Annotated in this window: 19 protein-coding genes, 2 tRNA genes and 1 pseudogene; 8 read left to right on the top strand and 14 right to left on the bottom strand. The window is 66.6% G+C overall.

Going from position 1 to position 17,936, the window contains the following annotated elements; translation table 11 throughout:
* Positions 1 to 24: 24 nt before the first annotated feature.
* The 7 genes and pseudogenes from CYL12_RS04385 to CYL12_RS17285 all read right to left on the bottom strand — a co-directional run bounded on the left by CYL12_RS04385 (position 25) and on the right by CYL12_RS17285 (position 7,389).
* Positions 25 to 2,181, bottom strand: coding sequence for a transglutaminase domain-containing protein (locus tag CYL12_RS04385; RefSeq protein WP_233486833.1), 2,157 nt, complete (start codon positions 2,179 to 2,181; stop codon positions 25 to 27).
* Positions 2,182 to 2,289: 108 nt separating this feature from the next.
* Positions 2,290 to 2,379, bottom strand: a pseudogene (locus tag CYL12_RS17525) (DUF2510 domain-containing protein); the annotation flags it as partial.
* A gap of 111 nt (positions 2,380 to 2,490) precedes the next feature.
* Complete coding sequence (locus CYL12_RS04390) at positions 2,491 to 2,979, bottom strand: acyl-CoA thioesterase (protein ID WP_101845865.1); 489 nt, start codon at positions 2,977 to 2,979, stop codon at positions 2,491 to 2,493.
* A 7-nt stretch (positions 2,980 to 2,986) separates the two neighbouring features.
* Positions 2,987 to 4,666 (bottom strand): energy-dependent translational throttle protein EttA, encoded by a 1,680-nt coding sequence (ettA, locus tag CYL12_RS04395; RefSeq protein ID WP_025103391.1) that lies wholly within the window; start codon positions 4,664 to 4,666, stop codon positions 2,987 to 2,989.
* Positions 4,667 to 4,779: 113 nt separating this feature from the next.
* Positions 4,780 to 5,442 (bottom strand): HNH endonuclease, encoded by a 663-nt coding sequence (locus tag CYL12_RS04400; protein ID WP_101845867.1) that lies wholly within the window; start codon positions 5,440 to 5,442, stop codon positions 4,780 to 4,782.
* Positions 5,439 to 6,743, bottom strand: a complete 1,305-nt coding sequence (locus CYL12_RS04405) for an AAA family ATPase (RefSeq protein ID WP_101845869.1) — start codon at positions 6,741 to 6,743, stop codon at positions 5,439 to 5,441. The genes CYL12_RS04400 and CYL12_RS04405 overlap by 4 nt, the downstream gene beginning before the upstream one ends.
* A gap of 160 nt (positions 6,744 to 6,903) precedes the next feature.
* Positions 6,904 to 7,389: a DUF6993 domain-containing protein gene (locus CYL12_RS17285; protein ID WP_233486834.1), complete on the bottom strand. Its 486-nt coding sequence runs from the start codon at positions 7,387 to 7,389 to the stop codon at positions 6,904 to 6,906.
* Positions 7,390 to 7,506: 117 nt separating this feature from the next.
* Between CYL12_RS17285 and CYL12_RS04415 the strand changes: the two genes are divergently transcribed.
* Complete coding sequence (locus CYL12_RS04415) at positions 7,507 to 7,776, top strand: hypothetical protein (RefSeq protein ID WP_101845871.1); 270 nt, start codon at positions 7,507 to 7,509, stop codon at positions 7,774 to 7,776.
* Between the two features lie 27 nt (positions 7,777 to 7,803).
* On the opposite strand, the gene CYL12_RS04420 is transcribed toward CYL12_RS04415, so the two are convergent.
* Positions 7,804 to 7,879: transfer RNA gene (locus tag CYL12_RS04420), tRNA-Arg, on the bottom strand.
* A 61-nt stretch (positions 7,880 to 7,940) separates the two neighbouring features.
* Between CYL12_RS04420 and orn the strand changes: the two genes are divergently transcribed.
* The 6 genes from orn (at position 7,941) to CYL12_RS04450 (ending at position 10,561) form a co-directional block, all read left to right on the top strand.
* Positions 7,941 to 8,567: an oligoribonuclease gene (orn, locus tag CYL12_RS04425; protein ID WP_101845873.1), complete on the top strand. Its 627-nt coding sequence runs from the start codon at positions 7,941 to 7,943 to the stop codon at positions 8,565 to 8,567.
* Between the two features lie 36 nt (positions 8,568 to 8,603).
* Positions 8,604 to 8,679 (top strand) — tRNA-His (locus tag CYL12_RS04430).
* 86 nt (positions 8,680 to 8,765) lie between these two features.
* A complete protein-coding gene (locus tag CYL12_RS04435) occupies positions 8,766 to 9,395 on the top strand; it encodes a LysE family transporter (RefSeq protein ID WP_199399186.1) in 630 nt (209 codons plus the stop codon).
* Between the two features lie 34 nt (positions 9,396 to 9,429).
* On the top strand, positions 9,430 to 9,777 hold the full coding sequence (locus tag CYL12_RS04440) for a metallopeptidase family protein (RefSeq protein WP_101845877.1): 348 nt from the start codon (positions 9,430 to 9,432) through the stop codon (positions 9,775 to 9,777).
* Between the two features lie 2 nt (positions 9,778 to 9,779).
* Complete coding sequence (gene clpS / locus CYL12_RS04445; protein ID WP_101848673.1) at positions 9,780 to 10,067, top strand: ATP-dependent Clp protease adapter ClpS; 288 nt, start codon at positions 9,780 to 9,782, stop codon at positions 10,065 to 10,067.
* Complete coding sequence (locus CYL12_RS04450; RefSeq protein WP_101845879.1) at positions 10,064 to 10,561, top strand: DUF2017 family protein; 498 nt, start codon at positions 10,064 to 10,066, stop codon at positions 10,559 to 10,561. The genes clpS and CYL12_RS04450 overlap by 4 nt, the downstream gene beginning before the upstream one ends.
* 5 nt (positions 10,562 to 10,566) lie before the next feature.
* On the opposite strand, the gene CYL12_RS04455 is transcribed toward CYL12_RS04450, so the two are convergent.
* Genes CYL12_RS04455 through gatC form a run of 6 tightly spaced genes read right to left on the bottom strand, consistent with a single transcriptional unit; the run spans position 10,567 to position 16,119 of the window.
* Positions 10,567 to 11,148 (bottom strand): nucleoside/nucleotide kinase family protein, encoded by a 582-nt coding sequence (locus CYL12_RS04455; RefSeq protein WP_101845881.1) that lies wholly within the window; start codon positions 11,146 to 11,148, stop codon positions 10,567 to 10,569.
* A complete protein-coding gene (locus CYL12_RS04460; RefSeq protein WP_071328758.1) occupies positions 11,132 to 11,449 on the bottom strand; it encodes a hypothetical protein in 318 nt (105 codons plus the stop codon). The genes CYL12_RS04455 and CYL12_RS04460 overlap by 17 nt, the downstream gene beginning before the upstream one ends.
* A 37-nt stretch (positions 11,450 to 11,486) precedes the next feature.
* On the bottom strand, positions 11,487 to 12,743 hold the full coding sequence (locus CYL12_RS04465; RefSeq protein WP_101845883.1) for a DNA polymerase IV: 1,257 nt from the start codon (positions 12,741 to 12,743) through the stop codon (positions 11,487 to 11,489).
* A 48-nt stretch (positions 12,744 to 12,791) separates the two neighbouring features.
* Positions 12,792 to 14,306, bottom strand: a complete 1,515-nt coding sequence (gene gatB / locus CYL12_RS04470) for an Asp-tRNA(Asn)/Glu-tRNA(Gln) amidotransferase subunit GatB (protein ID WP_101845885.1) — start codon at positions 14,304 to 14,306, stop codon at positions 12,792 to 12,794.
* Positions 14,306 to 15,823, bottom strand: a complete 1,518-nt coding sequence (gene gatA / locus CYL12_RS04475; protein WP_101845887.1) for an Asp-tRNA(Asn)/Glu-tRNA(Gln) amidotransferase subunit GatA — start codon at positions 15,821 to 15,823, stop codon at positions 14,306 to 14,308. Before gatA ends, gatB begins: the two co-directional genes overlap by 1 nt.
* Entirely contained in the window at positions 15,820 to 16,119 is a 300-nt protein-coding gene (gene gatC, locus CYL12_RS04480) for an Asp-tRNA(Asn)/Glu-tRNA(Gln) amidotransferase subunit GatC (protein ID WP_025103377.1), read from the bottom strand. The genes gatA and gatC overlap by 4 nt, the downstream gene beginning before the upstream one ends.
* Positions 16,120 to 16,183: 64 nt before the next feature.
* On the opposite strand from gatC, the gene CYL12_RS04485 reads away from it, so the two are divergent.
* Positions 16,184 to 17,884 (top strand): long-chain-fatty-acid--CoA ligase, encoded by a 1,701-nt coding sequence (locus tag CYL12_RS04485; protein WP_101845889.1) that lies wholly within the window; start codon positions 16,184 to 16,186, stop codon positions 17,882 to 17,884.
* The last annotated feature ends 52 nt before the right edge of the window (positions 17,885 to 17,936 follow it).

The following is a 17,936-nucleotide window of genomic DNA, read 5'->3' on the forward strand; positions in this document are numbered from 1 at the left end:
CCTCCTCCGTGATGTCGCTGCCGACTACGGTGTGGTGTACTCGCCCTGGTACATCGGGACGATCCACCCGCTGTCCTTCGTCGACCGTTCGGCGACGCCGGTGAAGTCTGCCTCGTTGATCAGCAGGTACTTCGTGATGTCGTCGGTGTCGTTCCAGGTCGTGTCGATGGCCTTCCACTCGCCATCCACCTTGACGTGGTTCCATGCATGGCCCGATCCCGAGTCTGCGATGATCCCGCTCACGTAGATGGACTCAAGCCCCGCCTTGCGGGCGAGGAGGTTGAAGGTGTCGGCGTACCCGCCGCAGATCACCCGCTTGTCGATGAGGCCACCGCGAGCGTCGGAGTACCGCTGGTTGTCCTCGATGAGACGACCGAAGCTGCTCTCGATCGCGGCGAGTGCTTGGTAGTCGTACTCCATGTTCTCCACGATCCACTTGTTGATCGCGGTCACCTTCTCGGTGTCGCTCATCCCCTCGGTGATCGCGGCGGAGATCGCCTCGTCTGCGAGCTTGTCGACCTGCGTCTGATCCTCTTTCGCGGTGGAGCGGTAGTTCACGTAGAGGTTGTTCCCGGAGACCCGGTAGTCCTCCACGGAGACCCGCGCCATCGGGTTCTGGCGAATCGCCTCGTAGGCAGCTTCGTCCGCAGAGGGATACCCGGGGGTCTCCACGAACTTCGTCATGTCGATGAGGCGAGTGCCCGCGACCATGTGGCCGGCGAGGAAGGTGCTGAACTCGTTGCTCCCATACGCCTCGTACTCGGAGTCCGGAACCTCGACGACCGCCTGCATGTCGGCGAAGGCGTCGAGGGACATCGTGGGGTCCTGCACGATGGTGTCGTCTCCGGTGGGGAGGACCTCCGTCTCTGCACGGTGGTTGTACGCCTTGGCGTTCGCGATGGACTGTGCGAGCCAATCCGCCTGCGAGACGCCATCCGGCATGACCGCGGTGATGCTGTCGCTCATCTTGGTGCCGAGGACGGTGAAGGGCATACGGGCGTACCAGGCGCCTCGGCCATCGAGATACCAGAAGTCCTCGTACTTGACCTCGATCGCATCGATGTCGATCCGCACGCCCATCTTGGCCGTGTCGCCGTCGAGAGTGGTGATCGGGTACCAGGTCGGCAGCGTCGTGAGGTCACCGGCATCCACCGGGAAGAGGTCGCGAGCCTGCCAGAACGCCTTCTCGTACGGGAAGCTCCCGATCTCGTCCTTGACCTCTTTGAGAGACATCAAGGTCCGCTCCGAGAGATCGTTCGCGACGGCAATCACGGCGAGGTCGGACTTGGAGCGGACAACGTCGAGGCCGGAGGCGGAGCCGAAGTTGAGCTCATCCGCTGAGTCGTAGGTGTAGAGGGCCAACTCACGGTTCGCGACCGAGTTCTCCTCGTAGTCCAGCACTGCCTTGGACTCCCAGGAGGTCTCTGTGGTCTCCGCGATGACCTCAGGATAGAGAATGGTCCTCTCTCCGGTGAACTCGCCGTTGTCGAGGTAGTCCGAAGCTTGCGTCTTGATGATGTAGTAGGTGAAATCCCCGCTCATCCCCTCCGGCTCGTCCCAGGACAGTTGGACGGAGCCGGGCGCTTCGCCGACGGAGGTCTTCAGCTCGATGGGGTCGTGAAGGATGTCCTCTTCATCGGCGGCCTCGACGGTGTGCACGATGGGAATGTCGAGCTTCTTGCCATCCTTGTCGAACCTCTGGACGACGTAGTACCTGGCCATCTCGGTCCACATGGTCGCCACGTCGGCCTCGCCACGCGAGCTGATTCTGAGGTCCTCCGAGGTGAAGCCGCTGGCTATCGCCGTCTCGGATTCGGAAGACCACTTGTACTTGTCGTTGTCCAGGACGCTGACCTCTACGTTGCGATCTCCGTCGTGCCAGAACACCATGGACGATTCGGGCATGATCGTCAACTCGTCGTTGAGATACACATCGATCACACCGTAAGCAGGCTTGCCCGTCTCATCCGCAGGGACGAGGGCTTCCGGATCGACATCGAAGGGGATCTCCAGATGCTCATCCGGCTTGAGGTAGGTCACCGGCTCCCATAGGTACCCCCCAGCCTCGACCGGCTCGCTCGATCCGCCGAACCCGCCACCGGTGAGGTTGTTGACCACGACGATGCCACCCGCCACGAGAGCCACCGCGGCGACGCCGCCGAGAACGGAGAAGAGGACCATCTTGCCTCTCCCCTTCTTGTTCCGCGCGGGGAGGTCCTCCGGCGTGGACTCCGACGTGGCGGTCTGTTCTGTGGCCGGATGCTCGTGCCACCCCTGGTTCGGTGTTTCCGGGCGATTGGTGTGTACAGTCCACCGATACCCATCCCACCACCGGTGATACCGCGAGTCCTCCGGGTCGGGATACCATCCCGGCACCACATTGCTCAAGCTGCTGCCCTCCGATGCGCAAGTCGATAAACGTCTCCTCCGAGACTATTCGACGCGCGCAGGAGCCACCGACGGGGCCCCGGACGGTGTCGCGCTCTTCGCTCAGCGGTGGGCGTACTCGATCGACGGGCCGACGTAGGGTTCCCACGCCGCGCGCATCTCCGCGGTGAGACGCGTCGGTCGTCCTGTGCCCGCATCGACGAGCACGATGATCGCGGTGGACCGCGCGTACAACTCGCGCGGCTCGGCGGACGGGTCGTTGTGCACCTCGTAGCAGACCTCGACGCTCGAGCCGCCGAGCTTCCCGAACCACATCTGCACCTCCAGCGGGCGCCGCTGGTACGGCACGGGAGCGAGGTACTCGATCTCCTGACGGGCGATGAGTGTCAGGACGCCCTCCTCGATCCCCGAGTCGAGGACGGCCGTGGAGGGCGCCTCCTCGCCGGGTCCCGCACGCCAGAACGCGCGGACGCGCGCCTCCTCGAGCAGCTTCAGCATCGAGGTGTTGTTGACGTGGTTGAACGCATCCAGATCCCCCCAGCGGAGGTGGATCGGGATGTGCAGGCGGGACCCCGGTGAGGTGGCGGTCATCGTCGGCTCAGTCGCGGGTGAGCTTGCGGTGGGTCGAACGGTGCGGCTTCGCCGCATCCGGTCCCAGACGCTCGATCTTGTTCTGCTCGTAGGCCTCGAAGTTGCCCTCGAACCAGTACCACTGGTCGGGCTTCTCGTCGGTGCCCTCGTACGCCAGGATGTGGGTCGCGATCCGGTCGAGGAACCACCGGTCGTGGGTGATGACCACGGCGCAGCCGGGGAACTCCAGCAGGGCGTTCTCCAGGGAGCTCAGGGTCTCGACGTCGAGGTCGTTGGTGGGCTCGTCGAGAAGGAGCAGGTTGCCACCCTCCTTGAGCGTGAGCGCGAGGTTCAGGCGGTTGCGCTCACCGCCGGAGAGCACGCCGGCCTTCTTCTGCTGGTCCGGCCCCTTGAACCCGAACTTCGACACGTAGGCGCGGGACGGGATCTCCGTCTTGCCGACCGTGATGAAGTCCAGGCCGTCGGAGACGACCTCCCAGAGGGTCTTGTTCGGGTCGATCGACGACCGCGACTGGTCGACATAGCTGATCTTGACGGTCTCGCCGATCTTCAGGTCACCGCCGTCCAGGGGCTCGAGACCGACGATGGTCTTGAACAGGGTCGTCTTTCCGACACCGTTCGGACCGATGACGCCGACGATGCCGTTCGGCGGGAGGCTGAAGCTCAGGCCGTCGATGAGGGAGCGGCCGTCGAAGCCCTTCTTGAGGTTCTTGGCCTCGATGACGACGTTGCCGAGTCGAGGACCGGCGGGGATCTGGATCTCCTCGAAGTCGAGCTTCCTCGTCCGCTCCGCCTCGGCCGCCATCTCCTCGTAGCGGGCCAGACGCGCCTTCGACTTCGTCTGACGGCCCTTCGCGCTGGAACGGACCCAGTCGAGTTCGTCCTTCAGGCGCTTGGCGAGCTTGGCGTCCTTCTTGCCCTGGATGTCGAGGCGCTCGGCCTTCTTCTCGAGGTACGTCGAGTAGTTGCCCTCGTAGCCGATGAGGCGTCCGCGGTCGACCTCGGCGATCCACTCGGCCACGTGGTCGAGGAAGTACCGGTCGTGGGTGATCGCGATCACGGCGCCCTTGTAGGACTGGAGGTGCTGCTCAAGCCAGAGCACGCTCTCCGCGTCGAGGTGGTTGGTGGGCTCGTCGAGGAGCAGCAGGTCGGGCTTCTGCAGGAGCAGCTTGGCCAGCGCCACGCGGCGCTTCTCGCCACCGGAGAGCGGAGCGATGGCCGCGTCCCCAGGCGGGGTGCGGAGGGCGTCCATCGCCTGCTCGAGCTGGGAGTCGAGGTCCCAGCCGTCCGCCGCGTCGATCTCCTCCTGCAGCGTTCCCATCTCCGCGAGCAGCGCGTCGAAGTCGGCATCCGGGTCGGCCATCAACGCGGAGATCTCGTTGAACCGGTCGACCTTGGCCTTGATGGCGATGCCGTCCTGGATGTTCTCCAGGACCGTCTTCGACTCGTCGAGCTCCGGCTCCTGCATGAGGATGCCGACGGAGTAACCGGGCGAGAGCTTCGCCTCGCCGTTGGACGGGGTGTCGAGACCCGCCATGATCTTGAGGATCGTCGACTTTCCGGCGCCGTTGGGGCCGACCATACCGATCTTCGCGCCCGGCAGGAACGCCATCGTGACGTCGTCCAGGATGAGCTTCTCACCCACCGCCTTGCGGGCACGAACCATGGAGTAGATGTACTCAGCCATACCGTTTAAACACCTTTGCCCAGAGAGATGATGCGATCGCACCAGTTGATGGCACTGAAACCAAACAACAGACTACCCTCGTCCGGACCGAGAGCTGACTCCCGCAAAACTCGCTACGAGGCGAGGGTGCTCGGAGCACTGGCGCCATCGGAGAAGCCGTAGCGCGAGAGGAACGCAAGCGCACTCTGTCTGTACTCTCCGGCATCTACGTCGCGCCGGATCGCTTCTTCCAGTACATCTCGAAGCGCACCCTCAGCAAGGTTCCATTCCTGCACAAGGGCGAGAAGACTCTCAAGCCGGCGAGCTCGCGATTTCAATAGGCCTGACCGGTTCAACCTCAGCTTTCGTTCAGTAAGGCGCCCTCGCGCGTCATTCAATCTCGGCATGACCATTGCTCCCACGAAGTCCATGTGATTCAACGGATCATCAACGAATGGGTTTAGTAGACCTTCGGTTGGATGATAAAAATCACCCTTCGCGATATTACACTTTGGGCACGCCCAGGTGAGGTTGCTCCACGCATGGGCTAATTCAGGGAACTTGGACTTGGGTGCAATATGCTCGACATGGGGGTACGCAACATCTTCGATGAGGGACTCGCAGTAAGCGCACCTTTCACCGGTTTCTCGCCTTAAGGAACCGACAATTTCCGAATGCCGCCACCGTTCTGCTGTTTTTGCATTCCCGGCTCGTACTGCGGTGACGTACTCCTCCGCCCAGGCGCCCCCGTTCACGACCAGCACCTCGGGGGCGGGAGACTTGGAGAGCGCGATCACGTTTCATCGCTTGAGCTAAGCTCGCGCTGATGTTGAGCCAGCATCGCGAGCGTTGGCGCGAACTCGCCGATCAGACCCATCTGCTCGAGCTCGATCCGCAATTCTGCAACTTTGCTAGCATCTAGGTCGGACGAAAGGTACTTTTCCAGAATATGGTCGAGTCTGGATTCCGCCCAGCGGGGCATGGTGGAATCGAGGCCCAGCACTCGCGTAAGTGTTTCTTCCGCGCCGCCCGCTTTGTTTGCATAGTCCAGTTTTCTGGCAAACACCTGTCGCGCTTCGTCATAGTCAAGCGCATATACGGTGGAATCGGGCGTGGCGGTGACAACAAAAGGACTGTGAGTCGCCACGATAAATTGTACTGTTGGGAACGCCCGAAGCAGACCAGGCATGATGTCACGCTGCAATGTGGGATGCAAGTGATTTTCCGGCTCATCTAGCAAAACTGTGAAGTGTTTGTGGCCGAGCGAGCGCAGGAATATTTGCCAGGACACCTCGACCAATGCCGATAGTCCTCCCGAAGCTTCGTCCAAAAGAAACTCTCCGGTGGACGTTTCGATTACAACCTCGGGCGTCCGAGCGATGAGGCGCACAAATCCGAGCGTCTCGGGAAATATTGCACGAAGCACATCTTGAAACTTCGTCCAGATCTCCGCCGCCACCGCGTTCTGGTCCAGGGTGTCGGTCGATCTCTGGCCCCAAGCCGCTGAGGCAAGTAGAGTCTCCTTCAGCACCAGCATCGGCGTCTTTTGCGTCCACTCGCCAGCGAGGCGCGATCGGAGTTGCGCAATGAAGGCCTCAAGCACCTCATCGGAGGATCCGAAAGATGTAGGCACGCTCTCTACACGGTTGTAGTTGCCAGACGCGAGTCGATGAGAGGCGAGATAGACTCCGACAACCTCTCTTTGTTCTCGGAGCAGTACATCATATTGCTGCGTGCCAGAACCCAGCTCAGTCGGAAGCTCGAGCGAAGTCGTCGCTCCGTTCCCGTATGTTAGCGAACCAAAGCCAACCCAGCTGTCCTGCATAGACAGAATTATGTTCGCGCTCCGGTTCGGCACCGCGGTCCAATTGCCATCCCGATCTCGACGGCGCAACGGCGAACTCGAGTATCGCCGATCCCAGCTGAAGTGCCTGGCCAGAAGGCCAAGTAAGGTGCTTTTCCCGGTGGCGTTCGCCCCCGTGAGTATCGTCAGCCGCTTATGGAAGTCGATTTCCAGGTCACCGAACTGGCGCCATCCGGATATCTTGATCTGGCTAAAACCGTGAGTCTCGTTGGGCGTGGCGTCTACGTCGGCCATCAGAGAATCGCCCTCCTCTTCCACGAACGTTCTTCATCAACACACTAGTGGGATGGGTCTGGCCAGATGTACTCAGCCACCGAAAACCGCTCCTTCTGTTGGCGTCGAAGATCGACACTCCAGCCTACCGGCCGTGAGCGGGCTTATCTGTGTGCGTGGGTCACCAGTCGATCGGCCGCGTCGCCCCCACGAGGCAGCGCCCGCCCGCGAGCTGTGGCATGACGGTGGTCACGACGGCGCCGGTGGAGGGCCCGACCTGTCCGATCAGGCACTCCTCCTCACCCCAGCGCACCGAGAACTGGATGCTCTCCGCCGGGTTTCCGACCGTGGACTGGTCCGGAGTGAGCTGCATCGCCGCACGGTCGAACCCCGCAGCGACGAGGGCGTCGATGTACGCGCGCCCCTCGCCGCGCTGCTCCGTACCCCACACCTGCTCGGCCACGGCGGTGAAGACGGGAAGGTTGTCCCCGGCGTCTCCCCCCGGAACCAGGACGGGAGCGGCGGGGGCGGTGGACTCGGCGCTGGCGCTCGGAGTAGGTGTGGGCGCTGTCTCGGGCGTCGGCGCGCACGCGGCGAGGAGGGCGACCGCAGCGCCGGCGACCAGAGCGAGCGCGGCGGCGCGGGAGGAGAAGACCGATCGAAGCACGAGCAGAGTCTAGGCGGCCCACGCTCGGACGCAGAAGAGGCCAGGTCACCCCTGGATACCGATCCACGGATGAATGTCGGTGGTCGGTCGTATGTTCGAAACATGAAAGGAGACACCATGACCGCCACGACTTCCACTCCCACGCCGGCGCTTCCGCTCGCTGCCCCACACCTCGCCTCGGGCAGGGAGCACCTCGTCCGTGCCGCCGACCATCTGTGGCGGGTCCAGGACAACCGCGAGCACGTGCTCGGCCACCTCCGCGTCGTGGCCGATCCTCTCGGGCTCCGCTTTCGCGCGGAGCGCCTGCATCTCGCCACAGGCAGCTTCCGGCTGATCGGCGAGTTCTGGCGCGCGGACGACGCGGTCGCCGCGCTGCGGCACTGCTGACGCCCGCTCGTCACGACCGAAGATCGATGGCGCCCCCGGCAGGATTCGAACCTGCGACCAAGAGATTAGAAGGCTCCTGCTCTATCCCCTGAGCTACGGAGGCGGACGTCTCTACCGTACCGCGCTCCGCCGGACGATGTCGGGGCCGTCGATAGGATGACGATATGGTGACTGCTTCCGAGAACGACCGCCTCGTCTGGATCGACTGCGAGATGACGGGGCTCGATCTCTCCGTCGACGAACTCGTCGAGATCGCGGTGGTCGTCACCGATTTCGAGCTCCGCCCGCTCGATCCCGGCTTCCAGGTCGTCATCCGCCCGAGCGCGGACGCCCTCGAGCACATGAACGACTTCGTCACCGCGATGCATGAGACTTCCGGCCTCATCGAGGAGATTCCCAACGGGGTCTCCCTCGAAGAGGCCGAGGAGCAGACGCTGGCCTACATCCGTCGCTTCGTCCCGCTCGAACGGCGCGCGCCGCTCGCCGGCAACACGATCGGCACCGACCGGATGTTCCTCGCGAAGTACATGCCGCAGGTCGACCAGTGGCTGCACTACCGCAATGTCGACGTCTCCAGCATCAAGGAGCTCTCCCGGCGCTGGTACCCGCGGGTCTTCTTCCAGGCGCCCGCCAAGGACGGCGGCCACCGTGCGCTGGCCGACATCCTGGAGTCCATCCGCGAGCTCCGCTACTACCGGGAGGCCGTCTTCGTCGATGAGCCCGGCCCCTCGAGCGACGACGCGAAGGAGATCGCCGCGCGTACCGTGTCGGAGTTCACCTCGAACATGTAATAGACTCGTGTGGTTGCCTGTTACGGCGGGCGCATGGTGGGTATAGCTCAGTTGGTAGAGCGCCTGGTTGTGGTCCAGGAGGTCGCGGGTTCAAGCCCCGTTACTCACCCCAGCTCGAAGAGGCTCGGACCGTCCGGTCCGAGCCTCTTCGCTTCCCCTCGGTCCGGCTGCTGTCCCTCGCGGCCCTAGACTGTCCTGGTGTCACTGGCGGTCTGGTTCTCCCTTCTCACCGCGTCCGTGGTGATCAGCTTCACGCCGGGTGCCGGTGCGATCAACACGATGTCCAACTCCCTGACGCAGGGATGGAAGCGCTCGATCTGGGGCATCATCGGCCAGCAGATCGCGCTCATCGTCCATGTCGTCATCGTGGCCGCCGGAGTCGGGCTGCTCGTGTCGCGCTCCGACTTCCTGTTCAACGTCATCCGCTACGCCGGCGCCGCGTACCTCGTCTATCTCGGCATCCGCTTGATCCTTGCCCGACCAGCTCCCGCGCTCGACGACGCCCCCGACCCGGTCGACACCCGGGAGAGCCACTGGTCGATGATGCGCCGCGGATTCTGGGTAAACCTGCTCAACCCGAAGGCCATCGTCTTCTTCCTCGCGTTCATCCCGCAGTTCATCCGCCTCGACCAGCCTCCGCTCCCCCAGTACCTGGCACTCATCGCCACCGTGGTGATCGTCGACGTGCTGGTGATGTGGGGGTTCTTCGCCACCGCGGCCCGGCCGTTTCGGCGGCTCACACAGTCTCCGCGCGGCCAGCGGATCCTCAACACGGTGTTCGGAAGCCTTTTCATCGGCGTGGCCGCTCTTCTGGTCGTCCTCCACTGAAGAAACCCCAGCCGGCCCCCGTAGTCTGGAGGGGATGGACATGGACGCCGCCGCCTTCGAGGCCCTCGTGATCGACGAGCTCGACCAGCTGCCCGACGAGATGGTCGAGCACCTCGAGAACGTCGTCTTCGTCGTGGAGGATCGCCCGGAGGACGGCGGTCTCGATCTCCTCGGCCTGTACGACGGCCTGGCGTTGACGGAACGGACGCAGTACGGGATGGGCGAACTGCCCGACCGGATCATCGTCTACCGCGAACCGCACCTGGCGCAGTGCGAGAACATCGACGAGCTCCGCGACGAGATCCACACCACCCTCGTCCACGAGATCGCGCACTTCCACGGCATCGACGACGCGCAGCTGCACGAACTCGGGTGGGCCTGATCATGTCGACCGCTCTTCCGGAGATCGAGGAGACCACCGATCTGCTCGCTGCTCCCCTGGAACCGTGGGAGGTCGTCGTCTGGAACGACCCCGTGAACCTGATGAGCTACGTCGTCCGCGTCTTCCGCACCTACTTCGGCTATACGCGCGAGCATGCCACCCGCCTCATGCTCGCCGTGCATCACGACGGTCACGCGATCGTCGCCACCGGCCCGCGGGAAACCATGGAGGTGCACGCACAGGCGATGCACGATTACGGACTGTGGGCGACCGTCAGGAAGGCCGCATGAACACTCCTCCGATCACCCTCTCGGTCGCCACCATCGAGGGGATGCACCTGGCCCGCCTCGTCGACGACTTCATCGACCTGCTCCGGGAGACCGAGGGCGACGATCCGGGCGTGGCCCGGCTGACGCCGACCGCCTACCCGGACGACGACACGGCCTCGGCGGCCTTCGCCTCGGCGACGCGCGCCGACCTCCTCGATCGGAGACTGCACGACGCCCGGACGATGCGCGCGTCGCTCGAGATGTTCGATCCCGATGCGGAGGTGACCGATGAGGCCGCCGGGATCGCCCGCGACGTCCGCGTGCGCCGCGAAGACGTGGACGCCTGGCTCCGCACCCTCACCGCCATCCGCCTCGTCCTCGCGACGCGCCTGGGGATCACCGACGACCGACCAGATGTCGGCGGCGACGGCCAGGCGGTGTACGACTGGCTCGGCTATCGCCTCGAGCTGCTGATCGAAGCGGTCGACGAGAGCGACGCGGACGCCCTCCGCTGAAGCCCTCAGGGGACCTCGATGATCCGAGTGGCCAGGTCGCGCGGGCGATCGCGCTCGACGTGGCGCCGCTCCTGCGCGGCCCAGCGGTCCCAGTGGGGACGATAGGTGTCGCCGTCCCGCGCGAGAGCCCGAGCCTTGCGCGAGCTCTCCCCCGATTCCACCCACACCCGGACATCGGCGAGACGAGCGGTGGACGGCCGCAGGATGCCGCTGCCCTCCACGATGACGCCCAGGGCGGGGTCCACCGCGTGCGTCTCGGCGTCCTCGCCGCGCTCCCAGTCCCAGCGCCGCCAGGCCCCGAGGAGTCCGCGTCCATGCGGCCGGAGAATGCCCTCCAGCGCCCGCTCCGCCCCCTGATCGAGACCGTCCCACCCGGGGTACAGCGAATCCAGCGCGATGACCTGCACGCGTCCGGCGACCGGCCACTCGCGCGCGAGGCGAGCCGCGAGTGAGGTCTTACCCGCCCCGCTTCCGCCGTCGATCAGGACGACGGGATTGGCAGCCGCCAGAGCGCGGACGTCTTCCGCGATCAGGGCCGCGGCATGGGAGAGGGCCGCTGCGACCGCGTCGTCACTTCTTGAGGGCACGGATGATGCGCGTGAGTGCCCGACCGGTGACCCAGACGAAGGGGACGGCCACGACGAGGAGCGTCACGATGTTCGGCTCGAAGCGCAGCCCCTCCTCACGACGGACGTAGACGCCGACCGGCACCGAGACGCCGCCTCCGCCACCGCCCTCGCCGCCGTCTCCGCTGGCCCCGCCGAAGCCCGCGTAGGTGAACGCCACCGGAGTGACGGTGACGCCGTCGATCTCCTGCGGTTCCCCGTACGCGCTCTTCACGCCGAAGGACGCGACCTGATTCCCGAGTTCCAGTGCAATGTTCGGCATGCTCCCACGGTAGCCGACCGCGGGCTCCGGCGCGCGGTCAATCGACGCCGTGGTCCTTCGGATGTCGAGCGGCCCCCCGTCCTTCGCCGCGGCCGATGTGTCGCGCTCTGCTGATGGTGGCCGTGCCGAACCGCGCGATCGCCTCGTCGACGGCACCCTCGACCTTGCGCCAGTCCTCGTCCTCATCCCACAGTGCGAGCGCGCTCCCGCCCGCAGGCCGCAGATTCTCGGCACGGACGCCCACGAGGCGGACGGGGTCTCGGCGCTCGATGAGCGCGAACAGACTCTGCGCCGCCTCGCCGATCCGCTGACCGACGGCGGTCGGCTCCCCCAGCGTCTGCGATCGATTGATGGTCCGGAAGTCGTCGAAGCGGATCTTGATCGCGACCGTGGAGGTCTCCCACCCGGCCCGGCGCAGGCGTGCGCCCACACGATCGGCGAGCCGAAGCAGCTCCGCGCGGAGAAAGGCTCGATCCGTGATGTCGTGATCGAAGGTCTCCTCGTGGCCGATGCTCTTCTCGACGCGCTCGGTGTCGACCGCACGCGCGTCCTCACCCCTCGCCAGCTGCGCCAGGCGGGCACTCAAGGCCGGGCCGACAGCCCTGTCCAGCATCTCCGACGGGGCGGTGCGGAGATCCCCGATTGTGCGGAGGCCGCGAGCCTCCAGGGCCTCCGCTGCCTTCGGTCCCACTCCCCACAGCGCCCGGACCGGCCGCGGCGCGAGGAAGGACAGTGTGTCGCGCTCGGCGACGACGAGCATGCCGTCCGGCTTGGCGATGGTCGACGCCATCTTCGCGACGTGCTTGGTCGCAGCGACACCGACACTGCACGTGATGCCGACCTCGGCCAGGACGCGCTCCCGGATCTGGGCGGCGATCCTGGCGGGGCTCCCCCACAGCCGTCGCACGCCCTGCACGTCGAGGAACGCCTCGTCCACGGACAACGGCTCCACGAGCGGCGTGAAGGACTCGAAGATCGCCATCACCTGACGCGAGACCTCTTGGTACCGGTGGAAGTGCGGCGGAACGATACGTGCCGTCGGACACAACCGCATGGCCTGCGACACGGGCATAGCGGAGCGGACACCGTAGCGCCGCGCCTCGTAGGAGGCGCTGGAGACGACGGAACGCCCGTCCGGTGAGCCGATGATCAGCGGAAGGCCACGCAGACTCGGGTCGTCCAGCACCTCGACGGCGGCGTAGAACGCGTCCATATCGACGTGGAGGATTCGGGTACCGGAATCGTCGGCGTCCGCCGAGGACACCAGGCGGCCTCTGCCATCACCGTGTCCCATGAGTCCATTGTCCCCCGGGCCACCGACACGGGGGCCCGGGGGCGCGAGTCACTGCGCGGCGCGCTCGAGGATGAGCTCGCGGACGCGGGCGGCGTCGGCCTGGCCCTTCATGGCCTTCATGACGGCGCCGATGATGGCACCGGCGGCCTGGACCTTGCCGTCCTGGATCTTCGCCATCACGTCGGGCTGGGAGGCGAGGGCGTCGTCGATCGCGGCGATGAGCGCGCCGTCGTCCGAGACCACGGCGAGACCGCGGGCGTCGACGACCTCCTGCGGCGTCCCCTCCCCGGCGATGACGCCCTCCAGCACCTGCCGCGCGAGCTTGTCGGTCAGCGTCCCGGCATCCACGAGCTGCTGCAGCGCCGCCACGTTCTTCGGGCTGACGAGGTCGACCGCGTCCTTCTCCTGCGCGTTGGCGAGGCGCGTGATCTCCCCCGTCCACCACTTCCGTGCCGCGGCCGGCGTGGCCCCGGCGGCGATCGTGGCCTCGACGACATCGAGCAGACCGCCGTTGCGCACGTCCTGGAACTCCAGCGGGGTGAAGCCCCACTCGTCCATCAGCCGACGCCGCCGGGCGACGGGCTGCTCGGGCAGCGCCGCACGCAGCTCCTCGATCAGCTCCTGCGACGGCTGCACGGGAAGAAGGTCGGGCTCCGGGAAGTACCGGTAGTCGTCGGCGTCCGACTTCGGACGTCCGGGAGAGGTGGTCCCGGTGTCCTCATGCCAGTGCCGGGTTTCCTGGATGATGGTCCCGCCATCGGCGAGGATCTGCGCCTGACGCTGGATCTCGTACCGGACGGCACGTTCGACCGAACGCATCGAGTTGACGTTCTTCGTCTCGGTGCGTGTGCCGAGCTTCTCCTCGCCACGACGGCGCAGCGACACGTTCGCGTCGCAGCGCAGGTTGCCGCGCTCGAGGCGGGCCTCGGAGATGCCGAGGCCGCGGACGATGTCGCGGATCGCGGCGACATACGCCTTGGCGACCTCCGGTGCGCGGTCGTCCGTGCCGAAGATCGTCTTCGTCACGATCTCGACGAGCGGGACACCGGCGCGGTTGTAGTCCACGAGCGAATACTCGGCCCCCTGGATGCGACCGGTCGAGCCGCCCATGTGGGTGAGCTTGCCGGCGTCCTCCTCCATGTGCGCGCGCTCGATCGGGATCGTCACCATGGTGCCGTCCTCGAGCTCGACCTCGACCGAGCCCTCGAACGCGATGGGCTCGTCGTACTGGGAGATCTGATAGTTCTTGCCCAGGTCCGGGTAGAAGTAGTTCTTCCGGGCGAATCGGCTGGATGCGGCGATCGAGCACCCGAGCGCGAGGCCGAGGCTGATCGATGACCGGATCGCCGTCTCATTGACGACCGGCAGCGAACCGGGCAGCCCGAGGTCGACGGGTGCGATCAGGGTGTTCGGCTCCGCCGCGTGGTACGCCTCATTGGCAGGGTTGGGGGCGTCGGAGAACATCTTCGTGTTCGTGTTGAGCTCGACGTGCACCTCGAAACCGAGGACGGGCTCGAACAGCTCGAGCGCCTTGTCGAAGTCCATGAGCTTGGCAGCGGCCATCAGCGCGCGCCTCCTTCCAGCTGGGGGGCACGGGACAGCAGCGGCGCGCCCCAGGAGTCCACGAGCAGCGTCTCGAGGGCGGCGCCCACGCGGTACAGACGAGCGTCCTCCCGCGCCGGGGCGAGGAACTGGATGCCGACGGGCAGGCCGTCGTCGTCCGCAAGACCACTCGGGATCGAGATGCCGGGAACGCCGGCGAGGTTCGCCGGGATCGTCGTGATGTCGTTCAGGTACATCTGCAGCGGGTCGTCGATCTTCTCGCCGAGCTTGAACGCCGTGGTCGGTGCCGACGGCGTCGCGATGACGTCGACATCCGCGAAGGCGGCGGCGAAGTCCTGCTGGATCAGCGTGCGGACCTTCTGCGCGCTGCCGTAGTACGCGTCGTAGTAGCCCGCCGACAGCGCGTAGGTGCCGAGGATGATGCGGCGCTTGACCTCGTCGCCGAAACCGGCGTCGCGGGTCGCGGACATCACGTCCTCGACGGTCGGGTTGCCGGCCGGGGTGACGCGCAGACCGAAGCGCACCGAGTCGAACTTGGCCAGGTTGCTCGAGGCCTCCGCCGGCAGGATCAGGTAGTAGGCGGCCACGCCGTACTCGAAGTGCGGCGCACCGATCTCCACGGTCTCCGCGCCCTGCGCCTCGAGCAGCGCCAGCGCGCTGCGGAACGACGCCGCGACGCCCGGCTGGAAACCGCTGTCGGGGAGCTCGCGGATGACGCCGACGCGCAGACCCTTGAGGCCGTCCCCGCGCGCACCCTCGCGTGCGGCCGCCGCAAAGGACGGCCACTGCTCGTCGAGCGACGTGGAGTCCTTCGGGTCGTGGCCGCCGATCGCGTCGTGCAGCAGACCGGCATCGAGCACCGTGCGGGTGACGGGGCCGACCTGGTCGAGGCTCGACGCCAACGCGATGGCGCCGTAGCGGCTGACACCGCCGTACGTCGGCTTCACGCCGACCGTGCCGGTCACGTGCGCAGGCTGACGGATCGATCCGCCGGTGTCGGAGCCGAGGGCGAGCGGGGCCTCGAAGGCGGCGACGGCGGCGGCAGAGCCCCCACCCGAGCCCCCGGGGATCCGGTCGAGATCCCAGGGGTTGCGGGTCGGGCCGTAGGCGGAGTGCTCCGTCGACGAGCCCATCGCGAACTCGTCCATGTTCGTTTTGCCGAGCGCGATGAGGCCGGCGGCTCGGGAGCGGGCCACGACCGTCGCGTCGTACGGCGAGCGGTAGCCCTCGAGGATCCGGGAGCCGCTCGTGGTCGGCTGGTCGGTCGTGACGAGGACGTCCTTGATCGCGAGCGGCACGCCGGCGATCGGCCCGAGGTCCTCCCCCGCGGCGCGACGGGCGTCGATGTCGGCCGCCGCGTCGAGCGCGTGCTCGTTGACGTGCAGGAAGGCATGCACGTCGCCGTCGACCTGGGCGATCCGGTCGAGGTGCGCCTGCGTGGCCTCGACGCTGGAGACCTCCCGCGTCGCGAGCTTGTCGGCGAGCTCCGCCGCGGTCAGCCGGATGATGTCGCTCACTGCTCTTCTCCCAGGATCGCGGTGACGCGGAACCGGCCGTCGGCCTGGTCCGGCGCGTTCTGCAGCACCTGCTCGTGCGTGAGCGTCTCGCCGACCACGTCGGGACGGAACACGTTGCTCAGCGGGATCGGGTGGCTCGTCGCGGCGACATCGGCGGTCGCGACCTCGGACACCTTGGCGATGTTGTCGACGATGGCGTCGAGCTGGCCGGTGAGCCGCGTCACCTCGTCGTCGTTCAGCTGGATGCGCGCGAGCACGCCGAGATGGCGCACAAGATCAGGGGTGATTTCAGACACGCCCCCAGTCTAGTTGGCGAGCCGCCCGCCGCTCGGCGCGGCGCGGCCCGCCTAAGCTGGGCGCGTGAGCACGTTCCAGCCCCCTCGCCCGTGGATCGCCAGCTACGCCGACGGCGTTCCGGAGGACCTCGCCCCCGTCAGCGGCTCCCTCGTGGACATCGTCGCCGCCTCGGCCCGCGACTACCCCGACGCACCGGCTCTGCAGTTCTTCGGCCGGGAGACCACCTATGCGCAGCTGCAGGAGGCGATCGATCGCGCCGCCGCGGGGCTCCGGGATCTCGGCGTCCGTGCGGGCGATCCCGTCGCGATCGTCCTGCCGAACTGCCCGCAGCACATCATCGCGTTCTACGCCGTGCTGCGTCTGGGTGCGGTCGTGGTCGAGCACAACCCGCTCTACACCCCGCGCGAGCTGCGCAAGCAGTTCGAGGACCACGGCGCCAAGCACGCGATCGTCTGGAACAAGGTCGTCGCCACGGTGCAGGAGTTCCCGAGCGATCTGGCCGTCTCCACGCTCGTCTCGGTCGACGTCACGCGAGCGATGCCGGCGCTCACCCGCTTCGCTCTCCGGCTGCCGGTCGCCAAGGCCCGGGAGTCCCGGGCTGCCCTGACCGAGCGGGTCCGCGGCACCGTTCTCTGGGAGTCGGTGCTGGCATCCTCCCCCATCCCCGCTTCCCACCCGCGGCCCGGTACGGACGACCTGGCGATCATCCAGTACACTTCGGGGACGACGGGCACCCCGAAGGGCGCCGCGCTCACGCACCGCAACCTGCTCGCCAACGCGGCGCAGGCACAGGCCTGGGTCCCGTCCATCCAGCGTGGCAAGGGCTGCGTCGTGTATGCGGTGCTGCCCATGTTCCATGCCTACGGGCTGACGCTCTGCCTCACCTTCGCGATGTCGATGGGGGCGCGCCTCGTGCTCTTCCCGAAATTCGATCCCGACCTCGTGCTGGACGTCGTCAAGAAGCACCCGGCGACGTTCCTCCCGCTCGTCCCGCCCATCGCGGACCGCCTGCTCGCCGCCGCGAACGCCAAGGGGGTCTCGCTCGACGGTATCGAAGTCGCGATCTCCGGTGCCATGGCACTGCCGCATGAGCTCGTCGTCCCCTTCGAGGCTGCCACGCATGGCTACCTCGTCGAGGGCTACGGCCTGAGCGAATGCTCGCCCGTCCTGATGGCCAATCCGGTCGCCGACAACCGCGTTCCCGGGACCGTCGGGCTCCCTCTTCCCGGGACGGAGTGCCGCGTCGTCGACCCGGAGAACCCCACCGAGGATGTGCCGGAAGGCTCCGCCGGGGAGCTCGTCGTGCGCGGGCCCCAGGTCTTCTCCGGGTACTACGGCAAGCCCGAGGAGACCGAGGCCGTGTTCGTCGACGGCTGGTACCGCACCGGCGACATCGTCACGATCGACGACGCCGGCTTCGTGCGGATCGTCGACCGGATCAAGGAGCTCATCATCACCGGGGGCTTCAACGTCGCCCCGACCGAGGTCGAGAACGCGCTGCGGCAGCATCCGTCGGTGGCGGATGCCGCGGTCGTCGGGCTCCCCAGCGATCACTCGGGCGAGGAGGTCGTCGCGGCGATCGTCGTCGATCCCGGTGCCGATGTCGACGTGGAGGCGATCCGCGAGTACGCCCGCAGCATCCTCACCCCGTACAAGGTGCCGCGCCGTGTCTTCGTCGTCGACGAGCTGCCGAAGTCGCTCATCGGGAAGGTGCTCCGCCGGCAGGTGAAGGAGAAGCTGCTCGCCCTCACGTCGGGGGTCTGAGCCGACCCCACAGGAAGCGGGGGGCCGGGCGCGCTACCCTTGGGAAGTGACC

This window comes from Zhihengliuella sp. ISTPL4, from assembly GCF_002848265.1.
In the GTDB taxonomy this organism is placed as follows: domain Bacteria; phylum Actinomycetota; class Actinomycetes; order Actinomycetales; family Microbacteriaceae; genus Microbacterium.

Coding starts and splice junctions, on each gene's coding strand:
- CYL12_RS04415 (WP_101845871.1), top strand. CDS start 7,507: ATGACCGCCACGACTTCCACTCCCACGCCGGCGCTTCCGCTCGCTGCC.
- orn (WP_101845873.1), top strand. CDS start 7,941: ATGGTGACTGCTTCCGAGAACGACCGCCTCGTCTGGATCGACTGCGAG.
- CYL12_RS04460 (WP_071328758.1), bottom strand. CDS start 11,449: ATGCCGAACATTGCACTGGAACTCGGGAATCAGGTCGCGTCCTTCGGC.
- gatB (WP_101845885.1), bottom strand. CDS start 14,306: ATGGCCGCTGCCAAGCTCATGGACTTCGACAAGGCGCTCGAGCTGTTC.
- CYL12_RS04450 (WP_101845879.1), top strand. CDS start 10,064: ATGAACACTCCTCCGATCACCCTCTCGGTCGCCACCATCGAGGGGATG.
- CYL12_RS04440 (WP_101845877.1), top strand. CDS start 9,430: ATGGACATGGACGCCGCCGCCTTCGAGGCCCTCGTGATCGACGAGCTC.
- CYL12_RS04385 (WP_233486833.1), bottom strand. CDS start 2,181: ATGGTCCTCTTCTCCGTTCTCGGCGGCGTCGCCGCGGTGGCTCTCGTG.
- ettA (WP_025103391.1), bottom strand. CDS start 4,666: ATGGCTGAGTACATCTACTCCATGGTTCGTGCCCGCAAGGCGGTGGGT.
- CYL12_RS04465 (WP_101845883.1), bottom strand. CDS start 12,743: ATGGGACACGGTGATGGCAGAGGCCGCCTGGTGTCCTCGGCGGACGCC.
- CYL12_RS04405 (WP_101845869.1), bottom strand. CDS start 6,743: ATGGCCGACGTAGACGCCACGCCCAACGAGACTCACGGTTTTAGCCAG.
- clpS (WP_101848673.1), top strand. CDS start 9,780: ATGTCGACCGCTCTTCCGGAGATCGAGGAGACCACCGATCTGCTCGCT.
- CYL12_RS04390 (WP_101845865.1), bottom strand. CDS start 2,979: ATGACCGCCACCTCACCGGGGTCCCGCCTGCACATCCCGATCCACCTC.